Annotated in this window: 22 protein-coding genes; 11 read left to right on the forward strand and 11 right to left on the reverse strand. The window is 41.2% G+C overall.

The features are described from left to right. Nucleotides 1-112 precede the first annotated feature (112 nt). The 8 genes from EGC86_RS17490 to EGC86_RS17525 all read right to left on the reverse strand — a co-directional run bounded on the left by EGC86_RS17490 (nt 113) and on the right by EGC86_RS17525 (nt 8,469). Entirely contained in the window at nt 113-1,519 is a 1,407-nt protein-coding gene (locus EGC86_RS17490; protein ID WP_123778396.1) for an ATP-binding protein, read from the reverse strand. 50 nt (nt 1,520-1,569) lie between these two features. After that, nucleotides 1,570-2,646 (reverse strand): 3-dehydroquinate synthase, encoded by a 1,077-nt coding sequence (aroB, locus tag EGC86_RS17495; protein ID WP_123778397.1) that lies wholly within the window; start codon nt 2,644-2,646, stop codon nt 1,570-1,572. A gap of 8 nt (nt 2,647-2,654) precedes the next feature. After that, the gene (aroK, locus tag EGC86_RS17500) at nt 2,655-3,170 is read right to left on the reverse strand and encodes a shikimate kinase AroK (protein WP_011635865.1); all 516 of its coding nucleotides are present in this window, start codon (nt 3,168-3,170) and stop codon (nt 2,655-2,657) included. Between the two features lie 445 nt (nt 3,171-3,615). Then, nucleotides 3,616-5,664: a type IV pilus secretin PilQ gene (locus EGC86_RS17505; protein WP_011635864.1), complete on the reverse strand. Its 2,049-nt coding sequence runs from the start codon at nt 5,662-5,664 to the stop codon at nt 3,616-3,618. Nucleotides 5,665-5,685: 21 nt separating this feature from the next. Further along, nucleotides 5,686-6,204: a pilus assembly protein PilP gene (locus tag EGC86_RS17510; RefSeq protein WP_011635863.1), complete on the reverse strand. Its 519-nt coding sequence runs from the start codon at nt 6,202-6,204 to the stop codon at nt 5,686-5,688. Then, nucleotides 6,204-6,821, reverse strand: coding sequence for a type IV pilus inner membrane component PilO (locus EGC86_RS17515; protein WP_011635862.1), 618 nt, complete (start codon nt 6,819-6,821; stop codon nt 6,204-6,206). The genes EGC86_RS17510 and EGC86_RS17515 overlap by 1 nt, the downstream gene beginning before the upstream one ends. Next, complete coding sequence (locus tag EGC86_RS17520) at nt 6,818-7,402, reverse strand: PilN domain-containing protein (protein ID WP_011635861.1); 585 nt, start codon at nt 7,400-7,402, stop codon at nt 6,818-6,820. Before EGC86_RS17520 ends, EGC86_RS17515 begins: the two co-directional genes overlap by 4 nt. Then, the gene (locus tag EGC86_RS17525; RefSeq protein WP_011635860.1) at nt 7,390-8,469 is read right to left on the reverse strand and encodes a pilus assembly protein PilM; all 1,080 of its coding nucleotides are present in this window, start codon (nt 8,467-8,469) and stop codon (nt 7,390-7,392) included. Before EGC86_RS17525 ends, EGC86_RS17520 begins: the two co-directional genes overlap by 13 nt. A 185-nt stretch (nt 8,470-8,654) precedes the next feature. On the opposite strand from EGC86_RS17525, the gene EGC86_RS17530 reads away from it, so the two are divergent. Then, nucleotides 8,655-11,240 (forward strand): penicillin-binding protein 1A, encoded by a 2,586-nt coding sequence (locus EGC86_RS17530; protein ID WP_041412737.1) that lies wholly within the window; start codon nt 8,655-8,657, stop codon nt 11,238-11,240. A gap of 79 nt (nt 11,241-11,319) precedes the next feature. Here the strand turns inward: EGC86_RS17530 and yjjG are convergent, their stop codons facing one another. From yjjG to EGC86_RS17545, 3 genes are all read right to left on the reverse strand, one after another. Next, nucleotides 11,320-12,021 (reverse strand): pyrimidine 5'-nucleotidase, encoded by a 702-nt coding sequence (gene yjjG, locus EGC86_RS17535; protein ID WP_123778398.1) that lies wholly within the window; start codon nt 12,019-12,021, stop codon nt 11,320-11,322. 134 nt (nt 12,022-12,155) lie between these two features. Continuing rightward, a complete protein-coding gene (locus EGC86_RS17540) occupies nt 12,156-13,226 on the reverse strand; it encodes a phosphotransferase enzyme family protein (RefSeq protein ID WP_123778399.1) in 1,071 nt (356 codons plus the stop codon). A gap of 75 nt (nt 13,227-13,301) precedes the next feature. Next, nucleotides 13,302-14,570, reverse strand: coding sequence for a DUF805 domain-containing protein (locus EGC86_RS17545; RefSeq protein WP_123778400.1), 1,269 nt, complete (start codon nt 14,568-14,570; stop codon nt 13,302-13,304). Between the two features lie 373 nt (nt 14,571-14,943). On the opposite strand from EGC86_RS17545, the gene gmk reads away from it, so the two are divergent. The 10 genes from gmk (at nt 14,944) to recG (ending at nt 26,307) form a co-directional block, all read left to right on the forward strand. Further along, entirely contained in the window at nt 14,944-15,567 is a 624-nt protein-coding gene (gene gmk / locus EGC86_RS17550; RefSeq protein WP_102036136.1) for a guanylate kinase, read from the forward strand. Nucleotides 15,568-15,627: 60 nt separating this feature from the next. Then, nucleotides 15,628-15,906: a DNA-directed RNA polymerase subunit omega gene (gene rpoZ / locus EGC86_RS17555; RefSeq protein ID WP_011635854.1), complete on the forward strand. Its 279-nt coding sequence runs from the start codon at nt 15,628-15,630 to the stop codon at nt 15,904-15,906. A gap of 13 nt (nt 15,907-15,919) precedes the next feature. After that, nucleotides 15,920-18,028 carry a bifunctional GTP diphosphokinase/guanosine-3',5'-bis pyrophosphate 3'-pyrophosphohydrolase gene (gene spoT, locus EGC86_RS17560; RefSeq protein ID WP_011635853.1) on the forward strand — a complete coding sequence of 703 codons (2,109 nt, stop codon included), beginning with the start codon at nt 15,920-15,922 and terminating at the stop codon, nt 18,026-18,028. A gap of 30 nt (nt 18,029-18,058) precedes the next feature. Then, nucleotides 18,059-18,442, forward strand: coding sequence for a RidA family protein (locus tag EGC86_RS17565; protein ID WP_011635852.1), 384 nt, complete (start codon nt 18,059-18,061; stop codon nt 18,440-18,442). 246 nt (nt 18,443-18,688) lie between these two features. Beyond that, nucleotides 18,689-20,344, forward strand: coding sequence for an AMP-binding protein (locus tag EGC86_RS17570; protein WP_123778401.1), 1,656 nt, complete (start codon nt 18,689-18,691; stop codon nt 20,342-20,344). A gap of 140 nt (nt 20,345-20,484) precedes the next feature. After that, nucleotides 20,485-21,414 carry a calcium/sodium antiporter gene (locus EGC86_RS17575; RefSeq protein WP_102036133.1) on the forward strand — a complete coding sequence of 310 codons (930 nt, stop codon included), beginning with the start codon at nt 20,485-20,487 and terminating at the stop codon, nt 21,412-21,414. Nucleotides 21,415-21,633: 219 nt separating this feature from the next. Then, nucleotides 21,634-22,314 carry a tetratricopeptide repeat protein gene (locus tag EGC86_RS17580; protein WP_165872448.1) on the forward strand — a complete coding sequence of 227 codons (681 nt, stop codon included), beginning with the start codon at nt 21,634-21,636 and terminating at the stop codon, nt 22,312-22,314. Between the two features lie 77 nt (nt 22,315-22,391). Continuing rightward, on the forward strand, nt 22,392-23,486 hold the full coding sequence (locus EGC86_RS17585; RefSeq protein WP_123778403.1) for a sensor histidine kinase: 1,095 nt from the start codon (nt 22,392-22,394) through the stop codon (nt 23,484-23,486). Next, on the forward strand, nt 23,483-24,091 hold the full coding sequence (locus EGC86_RS17590; RefSeq protein WP_011635847.1) for a response regulator transcription factor: 609 nt from the start codon (nt 23,483-23,485) through the stop codon (nt 24,089-24,091). The genes EGC86_RS17585 and EGC86_RS17590 overlap by 4 nt, the downstream gene beginning before the upstream one ends. A 98-nt stretch (nt 24,092-24,189) precedes the next feature. Next, nucleotides 24,190-26,307, forward strand: a complete 2,118-nt coding sequence (gene recG, locus EGC86_RS17595) for an ATP-dependent DNA helicase RecG (RefSeq protein WP_425376051.1) — start codon at nt 24,190-24,192, stop codon at nt 26,305-26,307. Nucleotides 26,308-26,361 lie beyond the last annotated feature (54 nt).

The raw sequence follows: 26,361 nt of genomic DNA on the forward strand, positions 1-26,361 counted from the left end.
AAATTAAAGCTGATGATTGTACTCTGTTTAACGATAATTATCATCGGATAAAGCAGTTTTATTAGTTGATTTTTCATCCTATTGACTTGGATGCTGCGGAATATGAAGATTGTTAATCTTGTCGCTTATAATCACTTAAGTCTGCCCACTTTCTTACCCATGGAGCCGCTAAACTATATTTTTTCTGAAGACTTTTCGCTTTTGAGCTAGCTGCCGAGGCGGTATCAAAATCACCCAGTAATATAACGTGGCGTTGTTTGTATTTCATTATGTAAACTTGCGGCTCTTGTGCCAGTTTAACTAAAATGGGTGTAAGTGAGTCTTTGTCATTCACGCTAGCAAGTTGCAGCGTAAAACCTTTCACCTTTAGGTTAGGGGTATTATCAAGCTCAACAATATCATTCGGCTTATTTACCGTGTTAACTTGCGCTTTGGGTAACTTACCTTGGAAAGACAAACCTTTTAATGATGAATTAACCACTACGTCAATGTGATTATCTGCAGGAACCTCTTCTATGAGGTTAGTCTCACCTTGCTCTACTAGTGAACTATCAGCAGTCATTTGCTGCTCGATGATAAAATGTGCTTGCTCATTGGCACTCGACTTAGCTAAGACCAATTGCCTATGGGCAAAATAAGCGCTTAATGAACTGTCGGCATAATCAATGACATATTGAGCTGCTTTTACACGTACAGCGGATTGCTCGGCTGTTAATACTGGCGACAATGATGCTGAAATCGGAGGAGGTAATTGTGTACTAACCCCCCACCACATCGCCACGCCAGCTAATATGGTGACAGAAGCAATCATCATTTTAATAGACGCAGACCAAGATGAACGCACTGTTTGTGGCTCTTCTAATGCTAATGCTAATAATTGAACTACTTCAGCTGGCGTACCGCGTTGCTTCTCTAATTGCTTATGAATAATTTCACGCGGGATAAACGGTGTTTGCTGGCTACGGAGTAATAAACTTTGATAAAGACCATCACGCTCAGGTACAGATAAAGGCTCAATCGTCACAGGCAGTAATCTAGCACGAGTCTCATCAGTTAACTCCGCCACTAAAGTATGCCAAAAGCTAGGAGTGACGGTCACAGTTACTGCAACAGGTTTACCTGCACAGTGAATTTGGCTCAGCAGAATGCACTCAGCCCAAATATCTTTAGGCAATAAATCTGCATCATCAATAATGATATGTAACGGTTTTTTTAAACTAGATTGGATTCTCAGTACAGTGTCCATTAAAGGACGCTCATCATCAAAAATTGGCGCGGATATTAATTGAACCAGAATTTTTCGACGAATTTCAGCGCTATCAGCGTGTTGAGGACAAATGACCAATGCTGAATTATAATCATCTAGCTCACTAGCTAATGCAGCCGTCAGTGTTGACTTGCCTGAACCATTATCACCACAAATGACTAACAACTGCTCGCTATAACTAGCAATATGCTGTAAACGCTGAATGAGCGCTTCTTGGGTAGGGAGTAGTAATAGTCCTGGAGTAGTCGTCAATGATTCACCACACTATAATTTATAGCTAGCATAGATATCTGCGGAATAATTTATACGCTGCTAATAACCTGTTTCAATAAGTCTTCACTCACATCACTAAAGACATCAGCTTTGCCTATTTCTGTAGGTAATACCAAGCGGATTTTACCACCTAATACTTTTTTATCTCGACGCATATGCTTGATAAACTGTTCAAAACCCATCGACTCTGGAGCCGTTATAGGTAAATCAAACGCTTGCATCAATCGGCAAATACGCTCGACACTTTGCTCATCTAATAGATTTAGCTTATATGCTGTTTGAGCCGCAAGAACAGTACCAGCAGAGACTGCTTCGCCATGTAACCAAACACCGTAGCCCATTTCAGCTTCGATAGCATGCCCAAAAGTATGCCCAAGGTTTAATAACGCTCTTACACCTTGTTCCGTTTCATCTTGTGCGACAACATCAGCTTTAATCTGACAACATTTCGCAATGGCATAGTTTAACGCATCTGTTTGAAGCGATTTTAACGCATCAACATTTGCTTCAAGCCACTGAAAAAAGTCAGCATCCCAAATAATACCGTACTTAATCACTTCAGCCATACCTGCAGCAAACTCATTTGCGGGTAATGTCTGTAAGCAAAACGTATCAATAATCACTGATTTAGGCTGATAAAATGCACCAATCATATTTTTCCCAAGCGGATGATTGACTGCCGTTTTACCACCAACAGAAGAATCAACTTGGGACAGTAATGTAGTTGGCACTTGAATAAACTCAATACCACGCTGATAACACGCAGCCGCGAAACCAGTCATATCACCAACAACACCACCACCTAGTGCAACTAATACTGAATCTCGGGCAAAATTATGCTCAAGTAACTCAGTAAAAATATAATCTAGATGTTGTAAGTCTTTAAATTTTTCGCCATCCGGCAAAATAACCGTTTCAATGCGCGCGCAAGCGCTCATCGCTTGTTGTATCTGTTGAAGATACAACGGAGCAATGGTGTCATTTGAAACAATTAAGGCTTTTTTGTTTGTTAGGTAGCGAGCAAATAGCTCGCTATCATTCATCAAATCCTGGCCAATATAAATGGGGTAACTTCTATCACCTAATTGAACCTGAATTTGTTGCATGTTGTTACCTAAAAGCCAAGTTGCTCGATAATTTGGTTTGCGACGATCTTCGCGCTTTGCTCATCTGTCTTAACGATAACATCCGCAATTTCCTCATATAAAGGATTGCGAATTTCCGCTAAGCTTTCAAGCACTTCACGTGGATCATCTACTTGTAACAACGGACGACGCTTATCACGCTGAGTGCGCGCGACTTGCTTGTCTATAGTTGTTTCTAAGTAAACTACTATACCTCGAGCAGAAAGATAGTTGCGGATATCTTTACTCTGAACAGAACCACCACCTGTCGCGAGAACGATACCTTGCCTTTCTGAAAGATCACCGATGACTTGAGCTTCACGTCTACGGAAGCCTTCCTCACCTTCAACATCAAACACCCAGGCAATATCTGCACCGGTACGTTGTTCAATCTCGTGATCTGAATCGTGGAAATCTAAATGCAGCATTTGCGCCAGATGGCGACCAATTGTGCTTTTACCTGCGCCCATAGGGCCTACCAGAAAAATATTGCGTTTTTCAGCCATTTCGTATACGTCTGAATCTTATATGGAAGAATGCCTTATCGACTTAAACTCAAGCCGACCTATAATTTAACCTTGCTCTAATGAGACTTGACGGAGGATTATCTCAGTTAAGGGCTACCGCTTGCAAGTCATCACAGCTATTTATCATGATTTTATTATGTCACTGATGTTTAAAACCTCAAATAAAAGGTAACTTTTTCGATTAAGTCTTTGTTAATGCAAAGACTATAGGTCGATTAGCACTGCGCTATCTAATTAAAGTTAATACCTTAAAACTTTAAGGAAGTTACTATTATTACCACTAAAACGATAATTTGTTCAATTGGAGTAACATTTAGTGATGCGCCATTTAACGCGTTTGGTCATTACTTCCCATAAATAACCGTCATAAAAAAGCCAGCAAGAAAGTCGCTGGCTTTTTACTATTACTTTAGCGTGTAAAAAATTAACGTTTGTCAGCCACAATCTTAGGGGTTACAAAAATTAACAGTTCTTGACGCTCATTTGTGTCGGTTGAATTTCTAAATAAGAAACCAACTAACGGAATATCACCCAGTACCGGAACTTTGCTTACTCGGCTAATGAGATTTTGTTGGTAAATACCACCTAACACAATTGTTTCGCCATTATCGACTAGTACCTGAGTACCAATACGCTGAGTATCAATAGCAACCGCTTCACCCGTTGCTGTAGCAACAGTTGTTCCCTGAGAATCTTGGGTTATTTCAAGATCTAGGATCACCCTATCATCCGGAGTGATTTGCGGAGTTACACGTAGCGATAACACGGCCTTCTTAAAGGTTACTGTTGTAGCACCGCTAGATGCAGACTCTACGTAAGGGATTTCAACACCCTGTTCAATGTATGCCGACTTCTGGTTAGATGTGGTAATACGTGGGCTGGCAATGATCTCACCTTTGTTTTCTTGCTCTAATGCACTTAACTCTAAATCGAGTACTGTACCGTCTGCCAATTTAGCCACATGGAAAGCGATACTGGTCGCTGAACTTGCTGCTGCCGGTAAATTAACATTGAGGCGATCATCGATGCTTGGAATAGTACCGTTAGCAATACTCGTTGCTCCTCCAATGGTGCCAGATGTGCCTTTAGAACCTTGTTGATCAGTTATGCCCCAACGAATACCGAGATCTTCAGATACATCGTCTTTCACTGTCACCATACGCGCTTCAATTAGTACTTGTTTAATAGGAATGTCTAATACTTCTATTAAGCGGTGTACATTTTCTAAAATCTCAGCGGTATCTTTTACCAGTAACGTATTTGTACGCTCATCAACAGCGACACTGCCGCGAGATGATAATAACGTTGAATCCGTAGTTTTAAGTAACTCGGCAATATCTATAGCTTTAGCATAGTTTATTTGTAAATATTCAGAATAGAGCGGTGCTAATTCTTTTACTTCTTGGCGATTTTTCAGGTCATTGCTTTCGCGAATGGCAAGTTCTTCACTCGGTGCCACCATTAAAATATTACCTTCAATACGCTTGTCGAGACCTTTAGTTTGCAAGATAAGATCTAAAGCTTGATCCCAAGGCACATCATCTAAACGTAAGGTAATCTCACCTTCAACAGTATCGCTCGTCACCAGGTTAAAGTTGTTATAATCAGCAATAATTTGCAACACAGTACGAACTGAAATGTTTTGGAAGTTTAGTGACAATGAACGACCATTATATTTTTTAGCCTCTTTAGCTACAGAGACACGCTCAACTTTATCTACGCTAACTTTAAACACATTGCCATCTTGGCGATAGTTATAGTCATAGTTGCCGTCAACATCAACCAAAATACGGGCAGTTAAATCATCTTTAAAAGTTTCAAAACTATTCACTGGTGTAGCAAAGTCTTGTACGTCCATAACGTAAAGTAAGTCATTACCAATATCGGTGTTATAGAGTTTTATCTCAAGCTTTGAACCAACTTGTTCCACATTCGCTGCTACAGAACGATTGCTAAGATTAAATAATATTTCTCCACCACCGGTTTTATTGCGACGAAAATCAATACTGCTAATACCATTAACAAATGGATTGTTTGCCTCAACCGGACCAGACACATCATCATTAATAGTTAATCGATAACTATTACCAACAATTTTACCTTGATATGGTTTTACTTTTGTCATTGCAACAATGATTTGTAAATCGCCACCTTGTTGTTGTGTGGTTAACTCTTTTACACCAACAGCATTTACCGGAATTTTACTTTTACTTAAATTAGAAATAGTGTCTGAGAAATTCAACATAATTTCAGCTGGGTCTGCTGATAAATCAACAGACGGTGACATAATTGATGATTCAAAAATCAACTCTAATTCTAATTGGTGATCAACCATTGAATGATATTTGACGTCCATAAGACGATTAGCAGCTATCGCACTAGGTATTAAACCCATTAATAATACTGCGCCTAAAAACGCTCTAAAAAATAATAACTTTGTTATTGCTTTTTTTATCGCGGCAGAAGATTCCATTATTCTCTCATCCTTCGCACGTTATTTTCCTGATAATTCTAAATTGCTGGATCTTTCTGCCCAACAACCTGAACCATCAGGGATTAATTCTATAATTTCGATAAATTGCGGCGTTACTTTAGCAATTCGGCCATGATAAAGCCCTAAATACTCACCTACACCCATGCGATAAACATTGGCATCACTAGATTCGACTAAAGCCCATATAGTACTATCTTCACTCAATGTTCCGCGCATTCTTAAATTGTCTAATGCATAAGTTTCTAAGCGACCTTTGCGACGTTTCAAGTCTGGCTGTAAACAATCTCTAGATGTATCAACCACCTCTTCTGTCAATTCCCTTGATGGTGGAACAAACGGACTGCGCATTAATTCAGCTTGATAAGCAAAATGTTCGAACTTCGGTGTTTGTTTCAATGGTGGTATACGGGCAACGTGTTGCGCTTTTGTAGTAGTAACAAATAGCTCTAAATCGCTGCGTTCGCCAATACAACCACTCAATAAAAACACCATTGATAACAATAAAGGCAAAAATTTCATTATTTCTGCCCCTTATTGGCCTGTTGTGTTAATTCAGCCCCTTCTTTAAAACGATACGTTTTAGCAAGAATATCCATCGATAATCCACCGGCATCATTCTGCTTGATACTAAAATCATGCAGACTGACAATTCGGGGTAACTTGGCAACGCCACTGACCATATTACCCATTTGATGGTAATCACCTACTACTGACATTTTTATTGGAAATTCAATATAAAAATCACGTTCGATTTCATCATCCCAATCTAGGCTATTAATTCTGAGGCCTGCGTCAGTTGCAACAAACGTTAAATCATCTAATAAACCAGGCATTTCATTTTCGGAGGGTAGCATTTTAAGCAATTCGGCAAACTGCACTTCCATCACGTCTAATTGTTCACGGTATAACTTAAGATTAGCTGCTAAACGATATTTAGTTTCAAAATCTTCACGTAATTGAATTTCTTTGTGCTGTTCAGCTTCCATTTGATCGATAGAATCTGAAATAAATAAATAATAACTCGCACCGATAACACACAAAGACAAAAATACAGCAAATACAATTTTTACCAGTTTGGGCCAACCACCGATATTTTCAAAATCAATATCGTTAAATTGATCTAGGTCGAGATTCATTTTCTCGCTCCTTGGTTCGGATCAACATTAGTGACTTGTGAATCATCACGGATAGTGACACGTAATTTAAACCGCTGTAACTGCCTTAATTCTTCATTTTGGGTCACAATCGATTGCATACTCGGATCGTTAAGATAAGAAGATGTTTTAACCTTTCTCATCATATTCGCGACGTTATTATTTGATTCACTACGCCCTTCGATTAATAACACGCTACCTTTTTTCTCTATACTTGAAAGATAAATACCAGGTGGCACGATTCGGACTAATTCATCTAAAACATGAGTAGGTAAATTACGCGACTGCTGTAAATTGAGAATAATCTCAGTTCGACGTTCGATATCTTTTTTACGTTCGGTAATTTTTCTAATTTCTGCTATCTGGGTATCAAGTAATGTAATTTCTGAGACCAAATATGCATTACGCTCACGCTGATCATCAGTGACAACCTCTAGAAAACCCAAAAATAAATATACAACGAGTGATGTGACTAAAAAAACTAACGCTAAAATGCCGATAAAATCGCGTTTTTGCTTTTCTCTAGCTTCTTCACGCCAAGGTAATAAGTTTATGTTCGCCATTGAGCATAACTCCTTAGCGCAAGACCACATGCCACCATATATTTGCTTATATTCGGTTGAAGTTGACCTTTCATAACATCATCTGCATGCAAACACCCCTGAAAAGGATCAGCAACAATGGTATGAGTACCTAACTCGTTTGTTAGTAATTCAACCATTCCTTCTAACTTAGCTGTACCACCACACAAAACAATATAGTCAACTTTTTCACGCCCACTGGCAGTACAATATATTTGTAAGGTTCGTTTAATTTGTTGTAACAGTTGCATTTGAAACGGAGATAAAACTTCGAACATATAATTACGCGGTAATTGTCCAGAAATCTTAGCTCGCTCAGCCTCATCATGGGGCATACCATAAAATGACACAATTGATTGAGTAAATAACTCACCGCCAAAGGCTTGCTCACGTATAAAGGTAGTGTCACCATTTTCAACCACAGAAAATGTGGTCATATTGGCACCAATATCAACCATGGCGATTGATTTAGCTTTAGCGCCGTCAGGTAACTGAGCATAAATTAATTCTGCAGAGCGCCCTAGTGCATAAGCTTCCACATCAACAACTTTAACATCCAGCTCAATAGCATCCAAAGAGTCAACACGCGAATCAATATTCTCTGTGCGGCATGCGCTCAGTAATACGTTAACTTTGGTTGGGTCGGTAATATTCGGATTAAGCCTTTCAAAATCAATGCTGACTTCATCAAGTGAATAAGGAATAAGGTTGTCAGCTTCAATTTCAATTTGAGCCTCCATTTCCTCTTCATTTAACGCCGCATCCATATAAATGACTTTTGTCATAACGGCAGAGCCAGAAACCGCGACAGCTGCGAACTTTAGCGATTTAGGTAAACCCCGCCGAATCTGTCTTAGTGACTCAATTACCGCTTCAGTATCACGAATATCATGATCGACTACAGCTCCCTTTCTAACAGGAACTGACGCATGATTTTGAATTTTATATCCATCCGCAGTCTTGCTCAACAAAATGGCTTTTATTTCATGAGACCCAATATCAATCCCAACCATCTGAGGTGCTTGACGCTTCCATAATTTAGAAAGCATAGTCCGTCATCACAATTCTATTTTTATTTTCTAAGAGATTAGCACATAATCAACTCGTTATAAGTATTTGTATAAAATGTTTCAGCATTTTACAAATACTATTTAGTTATTTCATGTTTTACTTCACCAAAAACTCTCCCGCTTATATACTACCGCTACTATTTGTGATTTTCTGGAATTATCGAGTGAAGTGGTTTAAACGTTTATTAATTGCATTTTTTAGCCTATCACTACTTGGCATTGCTGCTATAGCTGCCGCTTACTTTTATGTGCTACCTGATTTACCCGATGTTAATTCGCTAAAGACGGTCCAATTACAAACTCCGCTGCGTATTTATAGCCGCGATGGCAAACTGATTTCTCAATTTGGTGAGAAACGTCGTATACCTGTCGAGTATGAAGAGGTGCCAGCTCAGTTAATTAATGCGGTACTCGACACTGAAGATGCGCGCTTTTTTGAACATAACGGTATTGATCCGATTGGTATTATCCGCGCGGCACTTATTTTAGTCACAACAGGTAAGAAAAGCCAAGGTGCGAGTACAATTACGCAACAGGTTGCTCGAGGCTTTTTCTTATCTAACGAAAAAACATATATTCGTAAAGTGAAAGAAATCTTTCTTGCGCTAAAAATTGAAAAAGCATTATCGAAAAAGGAAATTTTAGCCCTTTATTTAAATCGTTCATTCCTCGGAAATCGCGCTTATGGTGTCGGTGCGGCGGCTCAAGTTTATTATGGTAAAGAACTTAGCCAATTGACACTGCCAGAAATGGCGATGATAGCTGGCCTACCGCAAGCTCCGTCTGCAGCGAATCCAATTAGAAACCAATCACGTGCGATAGCTCGTCGTAACTGGGTATTGAGTCGTATGCTAGAGAAACGAAATATTACTCAAGCAGAATATCAAGAGGCTATTAGTAGTCCGTCGACCGCGAAATACCATGGCGCTGAAATTGATTTATACGCTCCGTATGTTTCGGAAATGGCGCGTGATTACATGATCCAGAAATACGGTGAAGAAGCAGCCTATACTAACGGTTACAATGTCTACACCACGATATCATCCGATCTCCAATTGATGGCGCAGGAGTCTTTAAGAGATAACGTTTTTGCTTATGACCAGCGTCATGGCTTCCGTGGGCCTGTCGCTGAATTATGGACTGATACTCCGCTAGAACATGATGAAATCATCGCAATTTTAAAACGAACTTCTTCAATGCAGGGCATTATGCCGGCCGCGGTTATCAGTGTAAAAGATCAGCAAGCACAAGTCATTGATGACAAAGGCGAACTGATTACACTGGAATGGAAAGGCCTAAAATGGGCTCGTAAGTTTATAAGCGATAAACGCCAAAGCTTACCTCCGAAGCAAGCCAGCGATATATTGACCGCCGGCCAACAAGTGTGGATCCGTCATAATGGTAAACATTGGCAGTTGTCTCAAATACCGCAAGTGTCTAGTGCGACAGTGTCACTTGAACCTCATGACGGTGCCATTAAAACCCTCGTCGGTGGATTTAGCTTTAGTCAAAGTCAATTCAATCGTGTGACTCAAGCTAAACGCCAATTAGGTTCCAATATTAAGCCTTTTATTTATGCCGCAGCATTAGAAAAAGACTACACATTGGCTACGCTTATCAATAACGCTCCGATTAATAAACCAGACACCCGCCAGGGCACAGCGTGGCGTCCTAAAAATTCACCAGACATCTATGGTGGCCCAACACGCTTACGAGTCGGTTTAGCGCAATCTATTAACGTTATGTCAGTGAGAGCCATGCGTCACACTGGTTTAGATGACACCATCAAAAAATTAATCCAATTTGGTTTTGACCCGAATGATTTACCTCGAAATGAATCGTTAGCATTGGGTTCACCTTCAGTGACACCGTTACAGGTCGCCACTGCATTTAATAGCTTTGCAAATGGTGGTTATTTAGTTGAACCTTACTTTATCGATCACGTGACCGACTCATACGACAACACGATTGAACAAACCATTCCCGCTATTGCATGTAGCAAACCAGCACCCTCTGTTGAAGATGATGTGGTTATTGAAGATCCATTTGCTGCGATGGCTGAAGAATTCTCTCAGCAAACTCCTGAAGCATCAGTAGATACATTAGATGGAGAGGTTGAAGCAACGTCCATTACCGCTGAACAAAACATTTGCAGTAATCCACAAGCTCGCTTTGCTAAGCGAGTCGTTTCAGAACAAACTGCATTTTTGATCACTGAAGCGCTAAAGAGCGTAATTTGGGGTGGCGGCGATTGGAGCAAAGGTACAGGTTGGAATGGTACCGCTTGGCGTGCATCTAAATTAATTAAGCGTCATGACATTGCGGGTAAAACAGGTACAACTAACGAATCTCGAGACACTTGGTTCAGTGGTTTTAACCCTACACTTACAGCAACGTTCTGGGTTGGCTTTGATGACCATGGACGTCAACTAGGACGCTCAAGCTGGAGAGCTAACGGCGAACCAGATCAAATATCAGGTGCTGAGGCGGGTGCTAAAACGGCAGGTCCTGGTTGGAATGACTATATGAATAAAGCTCTGTCTGGTACCCCTGAAGCTTCAGTTATCCCGCCAAAAGGAATTGTATCTGCGCGTATTGATTTAGCCACTGGTAAATTGACTCGCAAGACAGACCACACTACCGAGTTTGAGTATTTTGTTGAAGGTACAGAACCCAAAGAATATGTTACTGAAACACAGCAAAGTGGCGATATTTTTATCGACAATGTTGCTGAAGATTTATTTCAATAATAGGGTTTAAAATAAATTGATTAAAAAAGCCATTCGACTGAATGGCTTTTTTATTACTGATTTTATAGCTTATTTAATCTTAGACCACTGTGTGTGGCATCAGTAATTGATGCAGCTCAGTTAAATTACCAACCTGATAACTTGGAGAAATATCATCACTTATGGGTTCGCCATGATGATTTAACCAACAAGTGTCGATACCTGCATTGATACCGCCTAATATATCAGAATGTAAGTTATCGCCAACCATAAGTACTTGATGCTTCTCAGGCTCTCCCATCAAGCTAAAAGCGTGATGAAAAATTGCAACATCAGGTTTTGCTTTGCCAAGTTGTTCAGAGATTACCACCGGATTGAAAGCATCTTGAAAGCCAGTACGGCTCAAACGGATATTTTGCAACTCAGTAAAACCATTGGTAATAATCCCAAGGTTAACTTTTCCGCTTAGAGAATCAATCAGTTCCCGGGCGCCAGGCAACGGCAAACAAATATCGGCCATTGCAGCAAGAAACTGACTGTTTAAATGTTGCGGAGTAACAGACAGTTTATTAGCCCAGTGATGGAAGCGGGTATGTTGTAAATGCGTAGCACTAATTAAACCGTTTTGGTATTCGACCCACAAGGGTTTATTCACTTGCTGATAAACAGTAAAGTCATCAATATTAAAATCAACTTCAAAGCGCGAAAACATTAATTTCAATCCAGAAAAAGCATCGAAATGAAATAGCGTTTCATCGGCATCAAATAAAATCCATTTATATTTATTGAGCAAATTCGACATCTATGAAGTCCTTATTTTGTTTAAATAAATAACTAGCCTCAGTTAACAATAGCGTCCAATGATTAAACAGCTCTTTGTTCTGCTATTTATTACAATCGTTATGATACCAAGCTGAAGTTAGTTAACCGTGGTGACTACGAGTTAAATAGTGGCATTAACTGTGCTTCTTGCTGCAGTAGGCTTTGATAAATAGTTAACTGATTTATAGCGCGATCAAGGTTGTGAGTTTGATACTTAACCCCGAAATAAGTATCGCCATTTAAATAATCAGTTAAAAACCGTACACCAAGCATTAATGACATCACTTTAGTCCCTAGCCATAAACTGCGTTTTTCTAGCGGAGTAATAATGTCACCTAGAGATTCCATGTACGATGTTGCTGCTGCAATAACAATCTCAGGTCGGGCATATACATTGGTTAAATTGGTTGAATCTTCTGTCTCTGGAGAGCAAAAAGCGCGTACCATATCACCAAAATCATACATCAAATATCCTTTCATGCAGGTATCTAAGTCAATAATGGCCATGCTGGACATGTCTCGGTTATCAAATAGCATATTATTGATTTTTGTATCGTTATGACATATTCGAATCGGTAATTCGGCTTCGTATTGTACCAATGTTGCCAATAAATCTGTTTGTGACAAACACAAACCGACCCAATCTATACAATGACTGAATCGATTATGAGTGTCACCAGCCTTTGCCTCACGCAATTGAGCCATTCGTTGAGGTAAATTCAAAAAATTAGGGATAACATCGGCAATGCAACTAGGGGACAAATCACTTAACGCTTCAGCAAAATGCCCAAAAGCCTCAGCCGCCAACTTAGCTTGATTTAGTGTATCAACAACTTCAATCGTAGTGCTATGAGGTAAGTAATCTATTGCTCGCCAAAAGCCTTGTTCGCCTAAATCCAAGTAAAGTGCACCTGCTACAGTGGCTATTGGGCTAACCACTTGTAATGGATAATGCTGCTGTTGGCGTTTAATCAGTAAGTGCTGGCTAATATTGGCAGCATTTTGAATGACCACTTTGGGGTCGGTAAATATTTGGATATTAATACGCTGCAACACCAACGATTTTGATTCATCACTCACCAAGAAGGTTTGATTAATATGGCCATTACCCAATGGATAAAGCGTACTATGCTCACTACTAAAACCAAACTGAGGCAATACATTTTTACGGATAAAATTGACCAATCAAAAACTCCAAATCATGTTCATCAAAGCCAGAGATAACCAACGTTTTCTTCTCTTTGGTTATCTGACTAATGGTTACTGGCTTAGTATCATTTCAAATTGAGGGTTTTGCATTAATGTTGCTTGGCTGCCCTTTAAACTAAATTCATAACCACACAACTTAAAGTTACCTCTAAGTGCTACATGATTAACAATGGCATCTTTATCCAGTGGGGTAAATCTAGCTTCACTGGCACCATCGTCTAGTAAATCAACCGTTATTGGTCGGTAACGGCTACCGTCATTAAATTCAAGGTTGGCACAGGTTTTATCGCCTATTGCTGTCGCTAAACGCCATAAATTTTGTTTATCGCCACTTTCACCTAGCCAGCGCACGATAAGGATTTCACCCTCTAAAGCGAGCCAAAATCCATCAGGCAATTTGACCATTTGTCGAATGCTGGCTTGTTGTTGATTGCTCATATCATCAACATGCTCAGTTTGTTCTGTGCCGTCGCCAGAAAATACACTAATTAAAGTAAAAACCAAATACACCACTATACCAACTGCAATAATAGCCGCAGTGATTTTACCGATAAAAATCAGCTTTTTTTGGTGTAACTTAGCTACATTCAGCCAAGATTTTGCAAGTTCAGTAATCGACCCTGATTGCAACGCATCTTGATCTACATAAAGAGGCTGATGACTACGTTCAGACGACGTAGAAAATGAATTGACCGGATCATATTCTGTTGCCGTATCAAACTCTTGCTCGAAACTTGTTTGCGGCTCCACATCATCATTAAATTGCTGCTTGTGTCTCTCAGCAGAATTCGAATGAGTTGAACCTGTAAAGACGACTTCATCAGCCGACTCTATCGGTGGGAAAGTGTTCTCAGGCTGATCATGAACAGGCATAACCTGCCCTTTCATTACCGGTTCTTGTCGATGATAAACCGAGCCCGAAATGGATATTGGTACCATGCTTGGTCCGTAATATCCTTGCACATAGTTAATAGAATTTTTAGCTGGTAAGAATGCTAGATAGCCACCACAAGCCAGGCCAAACAAAAACACTCCTGCTAGTGCGCCAAAAGGCGCCATAAAGTAGCTCAATATGCCAAAAATCAATACAGGAACAACACAAATCGCAGCCAATTTAATCGACTTATTGGCATCATTTAAGCGACGCACAGCCGACAAACCCACGGCAGGCATTACTGCTAGCGTCACAATCCAATTAATTACACTTGCCGGAAATACAACAGCAGCGACTATTAGCAACAAAAATGCAGCTAAAATAATTCCCATTAACCTTAAGCCTGTGTCACGACCATCTCGGCACAGTAGGGTTTTTACAGACATCAATCATTCCTATTCATTTACAAAAAAATCCAAAAACAGCTGGCTACATAACAGAATGAGTCGGTGATTATCGTGCGTTATTACTACACAAATGGATTGTTTTCATCATCAAAATCGACACCCGCTATTAATAGCGCAAAGCCTACAGAATTTATCTTATAAAGCCATACCCAACCTAGCTTTTGCGTTACTTTTTTATTCATTATTGCTTAAGTCACTTTTAAGCAATCCAAGAGTTGATTTCATTAATCTAATAGCTATTTGAGCATTTTAGACCTAACACCAATATCTATCATTGCGCTAGCATAACCCCACAGTTAACGAGTATAATATTAAGCTTTCTTAATGAATAATCGGATGAGAAACCCTTTTTATGAGCACTCGTGGAAATCTTTTTATTGTGTCAGCCCCTAGTGGCGCAGGTAAATCATCACTTATATCAGCACTATTAAAAGATAAACCCAGCGATAAACAGGTTTCAGTGTCACATACGACCCGCAAACCTCGTCCAGGCGAAGTCGATGGACAACATTATCATTTTATTACTGTTGAACAATTTAAAGCACTAATTGCCCAAAATGCCTTTATTGAATGGGCCGAAGTTTTTGGCAATTTTTATGGCACTTCCAAGCTCGTCATCGAACAAACCTTAGATAAAGGTATCGATGTATTTCTTGATATTGATTGGCAGGGCGCAGAACAAGTAAAAAAATTAATGGAAACGGCTATTGGAGTGTTTATTTTACCGCCGTCTAAAGCTGAGCTTGAACGTCGTTTAACTGGCCGAGGTCAGGATAGTCAGCAAGTGATTGATTCGCGCATGGCACAAGCCGTTTCGGAAATGTCACATTATGCGCAATACGAATTTATAATTGTAAATGATGATTTTGATAACGCGCTAGCCGATTTAAGCGCCATTATTCGCAGTCAAAGGCTAACCTGTGCTAGTCAGCAGCATGCGCAAAATGATATGATTGTTGATCTCTTGGCAGATTAATTGTCATAGTGTACAATTTTGCGTCATTTTTTCCCATAGATAACACTGGAGTTTCAACACATGGCTCGCGTAACTGTAGAAGACGCCGTAAATAAAATCGGCAACCGTTTTGATATGATCCTGGTTGCAGCGCGTCGTGCACGCCAAATCGCCGTCCAAGGTAAAGAACCTATGGTTGATGAGATGAATGATAAACCAACGGTTGTCGCTTTACGTGAAATCGAATTAGGTTTAGTCACCTCAAACACTTTAGATGCTGATGAGCGCCAAACTGTTCGTGAACGTGAAGCTGCTGAAATTGCCGCTGTCGCAGCCATTGCAGAAGGCCGCGTTTTATAAGGAGTAGCGCCACTTGTATCTGTTTGAAGGTCTAAAAGAGTCAGCATCCAGCTATTTAGAGCCGGATCAAGTAGAATTACTCAAGCAGGCCTATTTGGTTGCGCGTGATGCCCACGAAGGGCAAATGCGCACAAGTGGCGAGCCTTACATTACCCATCCGGTTGCGGTTAGCCGCATCTTGGCAGACATGCGTCTCGATCACGAGTCGCTTATGGCTGCCTTGCTTCATGACACCATCGAAGATACTCCTGTCACCAAAGAAGAACTCACAGAGTTATTTGGGGTGGCGGTTGCAGAACTGGTGGAAGGTGTTTCAAAACTTGATAAAATCAAGTTTCGTGATAGAAAAGAAGCCCAAGCGGAAAATTTCCGTAAAATGATGATGGCAATGACTCAAGATATTCGAGTTATCCTCATCAAGTTGGCTGACCGAACTCACAACATGCGCACACTGGGCTCACTTCGCCCTGATAAACGTCGTCGTATTGCTCGCGAAACCCTAGAAATCTACGCCCCAATTGCTAACCGATTAGGTATTCACAATATCAAAATCGAACTTGAAGACTTAGGTTTTCAAGCCTATTACCCTATGCGACATAGAGTGATACGTGATGTTGTCAAAGCAGCTCGTGGTAATCGTAAAGAATTAATTAACAGTATTGAAGTAGCCATTGAAACACGCCTTGAAGAAGCTGGGATCCCCACTAAAGTCAAAGGTCGTGAAAAAAACCTCTATTCGATTTATCGAAAAATGCGCAGTAAAGAACTGCAATTTCAAGAGGTCATGGATATCTATGCGTTCCGAGTTATCGTTGACTCTATTGATACCTGCTATCGCGTGCTCGGCGCTATGCACGGATTATACAAGCCGCGACCAGGACGTTTTAAAGATTATATCGCTATTCCCAAAGCCAACGGTTATCAATCATTACACACATCATTATTTGGCCCTCATGCGGTTCCTGTTGAAGTGCAAATTCGCACTGAAGAAATGGATCAAATGGCCGACAAAGGTGTTGCTGCGCATTGGATGTATAAAAACAATACCGATACGGCTCAACAAAGCACTTCTCAAGTTCGTGCTCATAAATGGATGCAAAGTTTGCTTGAGTTACAGCAAAGTGCAAGCAGTTCATTTGAATTTGTTGAAAACGTTAAAACTGAATTATTCCCTGAAGAAATCTACGTATTTACGCCAGAAGGTCGCATCTTAGAATTACCGGTCAATGCCACTGCCGTCGATTTTGCCTACGAAGTACATACTGATGTTGGCAATACCTGTGTTGGCGCACGCGTTAATCGTCAAGCATACCCGTTGAGCCAACCATTAATTTCTGGGCAAACAGTTGAAATTATTACCGCCAAAGGTGCTCGTCCTAATGCAGCATGGTTAAACTTTGTCGTAACGGGTAAAGCTCGTGGTAAAATTCGTCAGGTATTAAAGAGTCTTAAAGGCGATAACGCTATCGCATTAGGTAAGCGTTTATTAAACCATGCCTTAGGTGATACAAAGCTTGAAACCATTCCTGCCGAATTACTTGAGAAAGTGATCAAAGAAACCAAACACACATCTTTAGACTCGCTGCTAGCAGATATTGGCTTAGGCAATGCCATGAGCATTGTGATTGCCCAGCGCTTGGTAGGTGAGCAGTTTGATTCGCAAGATAGCAATAAAGAAAAACCACAAATGCCAATTCGTGGTGCTGAAGGTATGTTGGTCACTTACGCCAATTGTTGTCGCCCAATCCCTGGCGATGCTGTCATCGCCCATGTAAGCCCAGGCAAAGGCCTGGTAGTGCACATGGAAAGTTGTGCCAATATTCGCGGCTATCAAGGCGAGCCTGATAAGTATATTTCAGTACACTGGGACAACGTAGAAGGCGCAGAATACCAAGCAAATCTACGGGTTGAAATTGTAAACCATCAGGGTGCGTTAGCTAAAATCACGTCTATCATCGCATCAGCTGGATCTAATATCCACAATCTCAGTACCGAAGAACGTGATGGCCGTGTGTATTTGATTAATTTACGTATTTCAGTTAAAGATCGTGTTCATCTTGCAAACGTTATGCGCAGAATACGTGTTTTACCTGAAGTATTACGCACATCGCGTAACCGCTAGTCACTGATAACAATAAAGAGAGCACACACTATGGCTGAAAAAATTATCATCGCAACCGACAAAGCTCCACAAGCTATTGGCACTTACTCACAAGCAGTTAAAGTCGGTAGTACCGTTTATCTTTCAGGTCAAATTCCGTTAGATCCAAAAACCATGACCATGGTAAGCGATGATTTTGCAGAACAAGTCGTACAAGTGTTCGAAAATTTAACCGCGGTATGTGAAGCTGCTGGCGGAAGAATGAGTGACATCGTTAAACTCAATATCTTCCTGACCGATTTATCTCATTTTGCCACTGTAAACGAAATAATGAGCCGTTATTTCCAACAACCTTACCCTGCTCGTGCCGCCATTGGCGTCAAAGAGTTACCAAAAGGATCATTGGTTGAAATGGACGGAATCATGGAAATATAAGTACAGCTGTACGATATTTTCTTAAGGTGCCTAGGGCGCCTTTTTTATTGCCTATGGTTTCCCCACAGTAGAGTATTTGCTCAATATATATTGTTTATTCAGTAAATTCTGCTAACGTGTTGATTGTGTTACCTAGCACACATATTGTGCAATTGTTTGCGCCAGCGCACAAAAATGGCCATACTAAGTTTACGTAATACGATAGGTATTAGACCCACAATAACAATAAAGAACATGGAAGCGTCGATGGAAAATTTAATTAAAACTCCTGTTGAGATGTTGTCTCATTGGGTAGATACGCAAGGTGACAAAGTTTACCTTCGCCAGCCAATTGGCGGTAAATATGTTGATTTCACATGGCGTGAAGTGCAGCAGAAGATGCAACAAATTGCAGGTTCACTGCGTCATTTGGGTTTAGAGCGGGGCGACAAAATTGCTGTATTGTCGAAAAACTGTGCTGAGTGGTTTATTGTAGATTTAGCATTGATGTACGGTGGTTACATTAGTGTGCCTGTTTATCCAACTGCGAATGCCGAAACCATTCGTTATGTGCTTGAACATAGTGGTGCTAAAGCTATCTTTACCGGTAAGCTCGATCACTGGGCTGAACAAGAAGCCGCGGTTGGCGGTGAAATTCTCCGTTTAGCCATGCCATATGAAACAATGCCGGCTCAATACCATTGGGAACAGCTATTGAAGTTAGGACAACCGCTTGTTGATGAGCAGTTCCCAACTGCAGATCAAGTCATGACCCTGATTTACACCTCGGGTTCAACTGGCAAACCCAAAGGCGCGATTCAAACCTTTACCAGCTATGGTTGGGCGTGTGAAGCGGTTGTTCGTGATTTACAAACTAACACTACTGACCGGCTACTATCTTACTTACCTCTGGCACACATTACCGAACGTGTGGCCATTGAAGGTTCGTCATTTTACTCTGGGGCAACGGTTTCTTTTGTGGAAAGCCTCGATTCATTTGTTGATGATATTCAACGCTGTCGTCCAACGGTGTTTTTCTCGGTACCGCGTTTATGGACAGTATTCCAATTAAATATCATCAACAAAATTGGTGAGAAAAAACTCAAAACCTTACTCAAGTTACCTATTATTAGCACTATTGTTAAACGTAAAATTAAGAGCGGTTTAGGACTCGATCAATCTCGCTTAAACGGTTCTGGCTCTGCACCAATCCCACCATCTTTGATTGAATGGTATAACAACATTGGCATTGATATTTGTGAAGCATGGGGCATGACCGAAAACTGTGCTTACTCGATAATCAATTACCCATTCAATGCCAAGAAGATAGGCACAGTTGGCCGTCCAGTTGAAGGATGCTTAGTCCGTCAAACTGAAGCAGGCGAATTATTAGTTAAAAGCCCTGGCTTGATGAGCGGCTATTACTTACAAGACGAAGCCACAGCAGCGGCATTTACTGAAGATGGTTTTTTCCACACTGGCGATTTGTGCGAAATTGACGCAGACGGTTACATCGACATTACCGGACGCGTTAAAGACAACTTCAAAACCTCAAAAGGTAAGTATGTGGCTCCAGTGCCGATTGAACGTAAATTGGCTCAAGACACTCATGTAGATTTAATTTGTGTTATCGGTTCAGGTTTACCACATCCCATCGCGTTAGTGCAGCTTTCAGAAGGTTCAAAACTTCAGCCACGCGAAGAAGTAAGAACATCATTAAAAGAGACTCTCGATGGTGTTAATCCACATTTAGAGTCACACGAACATGTTGATGCCATCATCGTCGTCAATGATGAGTGGACCATTGAGAATGATGTGTTAACTCCGACGTTAAAAATTAAACGTCATGTACTGGAAAAAGCTTTTACCGCCAAAGTAGACGGTGTTCGCGGCGCCAAAGTACGTTGGGAAGACGAGTTGTAATAATCAGCTAACGATTATCTATCTTCAAAAAATACACGCAATATGCGTGTATTTTTTTGACATATTCTGTCAATATACCCGCCATTAACTATGCAGCGTTAACAATATCGTTGTACACCATTTATTAGGCAGAAACTCGAATGTTCATTGCGTTATCCATTATCGGCGGTTTTATTATTTTAACCATTGGCGCTGAAGCACTTGTGCGCGGAGCCAGTGCCGTAGCGCTGCGATTGGGCATTGCCCCACTTATTATTGGCTTAACCATTGTGGCATTTGGTACCAGCGCCCCTGAATTAGCCGTTAGCGTTAAATCAGCATTAGCAGGCAATCCAGGTATAGCCTTAGGTAATGTCGTCGGCTCCAACATTGTCAACATTGGTTTAATTCTAGCTATCACCGCTCTTATTCGCCCTATTACAGTGCAATCTCAAATGGTGAAACGCGACATCCCTATAATGATTGCTGCTTCGGTATTAATGTGGTTTTTGCTGCTTGATGGTGAAGTGAGCTTTATCGACGGTGCCATTTTATTCAGCGCGCTTGTTGGCTATTTAGTTTTTAGTTATGTCAGTGCCAAAAATAATCCAGAAGACCTGGATGTTGATGCCAGCCCGCAGCACCCTGGCTTATCCATCGCATTAATTATTGCAGGTATCGCGATGTTAGTTGGTGGTGGCATATTATTTGTTGATGGTGCAGTCGATTTAGCCAAACAGTTTGGCATTAGCGAAGTCATTATCGGCTTAACCATTGTGGCTATTGGCACCAGTATGCCAGAGCTTGTCACCTCGGTGATGGCAGCTCTTAAAGGGCAAAGCGACATTGCCATCGGTAACGTTGTAGGTTCAAATATTTTCAACGTACTCGGTATTTTAGGCGCAACAGCATTAATCCACCCTGTTTCCGCAGCCGGATTTAACGAAATCGATTTTATCGCCATGTTGATCTTCGCGTTCATGGTATTACCGTTTGCTTGGAGTGGCTTACGTATTGGTCGTCGTGAAGGTAGTGTTCTGTTAGCTGGTTACCTTGGCTACACCAGTTACTTGGTGATGCAAGTGGTTTAAGTTAACGACAATATTACTCATACTAAGGCCGAATATTGATTCGGTCTTTTATTAACAAGTTCTGAAACTGCACTCACATTTAAGATGTGCTGCTGAAAATAAATGACATTTGTCATCTTCAATTGATGACCTTTGTGTCTAAGAATATCCTCCGTCTATCGCCATACTACACCTATCCCAACAACATATTGATTGGGGAAAACGTAAATGGAGATAGCCATGAAAACTTTACTACTGATCACCAGCTTAACCTTAGTCAGCCACACTAGCTTTGCTAACATTAGCGATATTGATGCTGCAGCCAACACAATGAACATCACTGAACTTAGTCAATACAGTGAACAGGCTATTGATTATGAAAAAGCCTATGCTGATTATCGCCTAGCCATTACAGCCAACATCATCGGCCAACGTCAACTCGCTACAGATTCATTAAACAATGCCCAGCACACACTAGAATCCCTTTTAGTCCAAGGTCCATCTGCAGACCAGCAAGCTCTACTTGCTGCGGTATACGGAATGCAAATCTCGTTTGATAATAGTAAAGGTACCGTATTAGGAATGAAAACGGCGCAATTACTGCAACAAGCAAACGATCTCGAACCTAATAATCCGCGAGTCAGCTTAGTGCGAGCAATTAATGCATTTTATACCCCAAGCCTATTTGGTGGCGGCCTCGACAAGTCGCAAACATTAGCAACCCAAGCAATTAGTCAATTTGAGCAGCCTTGTAACGAAATCTGTTGGGGACATGCAGAAGCCTATACTTGGCGCGGACTAGCGAAACAAGAACAAGGCGACTTAAAAGGGGCTTTACAAGATTGGCAAACCGCCATTGAGGTTGACCCTCAATATGGTTGGGCAACATATCTGTTAAACCAACAAACAGTAAAGCAGTAATCGACCAGTTTATTATTACTCGCATAGGTTTTAGTTAGCGCGCAGTTACTCTATGATTAACTGCGCTAGGAGGCACAATGACATCTTGTTTATCATCTGATAATGAAAAAAGTTACGAGCAAAGAACCGCTTGGGTTTACCTCATAAACTTAGGTTTTTATTTTATTCCCTTGTATTTTATGGCCGGTCAATGGTTAAAGATTTCGATCGCGATCGGATTATTAGTGCCCTTTATTATTGGTTATTTCTGGGCTTATAACAGTAGCAAAGAGCAAGCTCTCAAACCCATTGGGTTAATGTTTCTGTCAGCCATAGCGTCGTCATTCGTCACCAGTGGTGCAATATCACTATTCAGCTTTTGCTGTTTTTTTATTGGTTTTTTCTACTCGCTTCGCACTGCAATATTGAGTTTTATCGGACTGAGCATTTTGCTTTTAGTCATCGATATTAGCATGGGTTACTCAGGCTACTTTTTTACTTTTTATGGTATGGGAATTTGTTTAGGGGTGGGAGTGTTTGGTGTGATTGAACAAAATCGCCAACGAATAAAACGCCAGCAACAACAATCAAAAGATGAAGTCGCCAATTTAGCCACCGCATTAGAGCGCGAGCGTATTGGTCGCGATTTACATGATGTTATGGGACATCACTTAGCCGCAATCGCCTTAAAAGCTGAACTGGCAGACAAGCTCATTGCCTCAGGTAAAATCGACCAAGCGCAACAGCAAATTCATCAAGTGAGCGTGATAACTCGAGACTGTTTAAGCCAAATTCGCCACACGGTATCGGGCTATAAACATCAAGGGTTAACCCAAATGTTAAACACCTTAGCCAATACGTTAAGAGATAACGCTATTGCTGTCAGCATAGAAGGCACATTCCCTAAACTCAGTGAACTCATGGAATCGCAAATCAGCTTGCTGCTAACTGAGTTGATTAATAACACCATAAAACACAGCCAAGCGACACATTGCACCTTGTGTATTGAAACAAGTCAAGACTGGCTCAAACTCAACTTTATCGAGAATGTGCCGGTTAAAACCATCACCAAAGGCAACGGATTAACAGGCATTCAAGAGCGAATAACCTTGTTACATGGCACAATCGACTATCAATTGATTCCCCATTATAAAGTGAGTATCAAATTGCCACTAAGTGAGTCCGTTAGATGAAAATTCTATTAGCCGAAGATCAAGCTATGGTAAGAGGCGCCCTCGCCGCGTTGCTCACATTAGCGTGTGATAGCCTAAATGAAATAGAGATTGTCGAAGTCGAAGACGGCGATAAAGCGATGCAACAACTTAAAACAGATTCATTTGACCTGTTACTTACCGACATTGAAATGCCGGGTAAATCAGGTTTAGAGCTGAGCCAATGGTTACAACAACAGCGCAGCCAGACCAAAGTGATTATTTTGACCACCTTTGGCCGAGCCGGTTATATCAAACGAGCATTAGAATACGGTGTCGGTGGTTTTTTATTAAAAGACGCACCGTCTGAAGACTTAATTAATGCGATTAAACAAGTGATGGCGGGTAAACGAGTTATCGATCCAGAATTAGCGTTCACCGCTATTGGTGAAATAGATCCTCTCAACGACAAAGAAAGACGTGCATTGCGCCTAGCAAGCGAAGGCTTATCAACTAGCGATATTGCCAGTCAGTTGTTTATTGCAGAAGGCACAGTACGAAACTATTTGTCAGAAGCCATTAGTAAACTCAATGCCAGTAACCGAATTGATGCAGCCAGAATAGCCAAGCAAAAGGGTTGGTTGTAATTAGTGGCTTAATATTGCCTTGTATTCAAAGTCTGCTAAGATACCTTAAACATCTGTATATAATTACAGTGATTTGAGATTGATAGCTTGAAATCACTATGGTTTTTACATCTTTGACAATCAATTTAGGTGAGCACAATTTGCTACCACTGGATCTTGTTCCGATCACCGACCTTAAAGGCGTTGCTAAAAAGGTTGCGGAAAAACTGGCTAAGTTAGGTATTAAAACAGTACAAGACGTACTGTTTCATTTACCGCTGCGTTATGAAGACCGTACGCAAATCCATCCTATTGCCGCATTACCTCCTGGCAGTTATGGCACCATCGAAGCAGAAATTCAGTCGACTCAAATCATGCAAGGTCGGCGGCGCATGTTAGTGTGTAATGTGCACGATCACAGCGGAATGATGAGCCTGCGATTTTTTAATTTTTCTATGGCACAACGTAACGCCATGGAAAATGGAGCCAGCATTCGGGCTTACGGTGAAATACGCCGCGGCAATCATCATAAAGAAATTGTTCACCCGGAATATCAAATTATTCATCCTGGTGAATCCGTCACATTAAGCGACACGCTGACGCCTATTTACCCGACAACTGAAGGGGTAAAACAAGCCAGTTGGATAAAATTGACCGAGCAAGCCTTGGCAATGTTAGACCAAGGTGGATTACCCGAGTTACTTCCCAGTGCATTACAACCAAACAATATTAGCCTGCGTGATGCGCTGCATATTTTGCACCGTCCCCATAGCTCGGTGTCTCCTTTTGAATTAGAGCAAGGTCAACACCCTGCACAGCAAAGATTAATCCAAGAAGAACTACTGGCTCATAATTTGAGCATGTTGCAACTGCGCCAGCGCAGTAATCAAGATGCCGCAGTGCCAATGCCTGCTACAGGACAATTGTTAAGCCCTTTTTTAGCGCAACTGCCGTTTAAGCCAACGGGAGCACAACAAAGAGTTGTCGCCGAAATCAACCAAGATCTTCAGCATCCAACCCCCATGATGCGTTTAGTTCAAGGCGACGTAGGTTCAGGTAAAACCTTGGTGGCGGCACTGGCGGCATTACAAGCAATTGAAAACGGTTACCAAGTAGCCATGATGGCCCCTACTGAATTATTGGCTGAACAGCACGCAGCTAATTTTGCTACTTGGTTTGAACCACTTGGGCTAAAAGTCGGCTGGCTGGCTGGTAAACTAAAAGGCAAAGCGCGAGTTCAATCACTCGAAGATATCGCTTCTGGCGCAGCACAAATGGTCATTGGTACTCATGCGATATTTCAACAGGCGGTAGTGTTTAACAAGCTGGCTTTAATCATTATTGACGAACAACATCGTTTTGGTGTTCATCAACGCTTAGGGTTACGAGAAAAAGGCGTCAGCCAAGGTTTTCATCCACACCAGTTAATCATGACAGCCACTCCTATCCCACGAACTTTAGCCATGACAGCTTATGCCGATTTAGACACCTCTGTCATTGACGAGCTTCCTCCAGGACGTACACCGGTCACAACGGTTGCGATTGCCGATACCCGTCGTGAGCAAGTTATTGAGCGAGTTAAACAAGCAGCTTTACATGATAATCGCCAAGCTTATTGGGTATGTACCTTAATTGAAGAATCTGAGGTGCTTGAATGCCAAGCAGCTGAAGACACCGCAGCAGAACTCACCATAGCACTACCCGAGCTCAAAATTGGCTTAATCCATGGGCGAATGAAAAGCGCTGAAAAACAGACGATTATGGCGCAATTTAAAGCGGGAGAGTTGAACTTATTAGTCGCGACTACCGTCATAGAAGTCGGTGTAGACGTACCCAATGCCAGTTTAATGATAATCGAAAACCCTGAACGATTAGGCCTTGCACAGTTGCACCAATTAAGAGGCCGAGTCGGCCGAGGTGCTGTTGCGAGCCATTGTGTATTACTTTATAAAGCGCCATTGTCACAAACTGCCACAAAACGTTTAGGTGTGCTGCGCAACAGCAATGATGGCTTTGTAATTGCTCAGAAAGACTTAGAAATTAGAGGACCAGGCGAAGTGCTTGGCACCAAGCAAACCGGTTTGGCAGATCTTAAAATCGCTGATCTTATCCGTGATCAACATTTAATTGCACCAACCCAAAAATTGGCATCACACGTTTACCAGCAAGTGCCTCAAAACGTAGATGCTATCATTCAACGCTGGATAGGTGATAGACAGCAATATGTCCAAGCTTAAATAGATCTTAATATATTGTTCATTATCATCAGTTATCACTAGACAAGTCTGCTG

This window comes from Shewanella frigidimarina (genome assembly GCF_003797125.1).
GTDB classification, from domain to species: Bacteria; Pseudomonadota; Gammaproteobacteria; order Enterobacterales; family Shewanellaceae; genus Shewanella; species Shewanella frigidimarina.